1 pseudogene is annotated in these 443 nt (G+C 60.0%); it reads right to left on the bottom strand.

What is annotated here, in order from left to right:
* Positions 1-146: pseudogene (locus tag JV201_RS29905) on the bottom strand (ribonucleotide-diphosphate reductase subunit beta); the annotation flags it as partial.
* Between the last annotated feature and the right edge of the window lie 297 nt (positions 147-443).

Genomic DNA, 443 nt, shown 5'->3' with positions numbered 1-443 from the left:
GCGGTCACGTTGCGGGCTTCAAGGGCGGCGGCAGCGCCGGCACCGTCGAGGCGGTCCATGTTGGCTTCGGTGGCGTGGCCGGCGTTGGCGCCTTTGGCAACTACTTCGCCGTCTTCTTCTTTGTCGAACTCGTCCCAGCTCAGCATGACGTGTCGTCTCCTGCGTGAGGGCTCTAAGGTGCCCGTGTGAAACCGGATGGTTGGGTGTTCACACGGCCCAAAGGCCGCGGTGGATCTTAAGGAATCGTTTGTTGCAGCTAGCGCACGCATTAAACGGAATCAGGGTTACGGGTGTTCTGCTTGAGGCTTGAGGGGCGGAGCAGTGCTTGCGAGCTCCAGCGGGGGCCTCAGGTCTGGCTCTTCGTCCCAGTGTAAAGGGATATTGCAGGCCCGATTTACCCGCGCATTATAGGGAAAAATTCGACTTTGTGTTGCGGCGGATGG

Source organism: Pseudomonas sp. Colony2, assembly GCF_019382755.1.
Lineage (GTDB): Bacteria > Pseudomonadota > Gammaproteobacteria > Pseudomonadales > Pseudomonadaceae > Aquipseudomonas.
The sequence above is the reverse complement of the archived record's forward strand: the minus strand, read 5'-3'. Positions and strand labels throughout refer to the sequence as shown.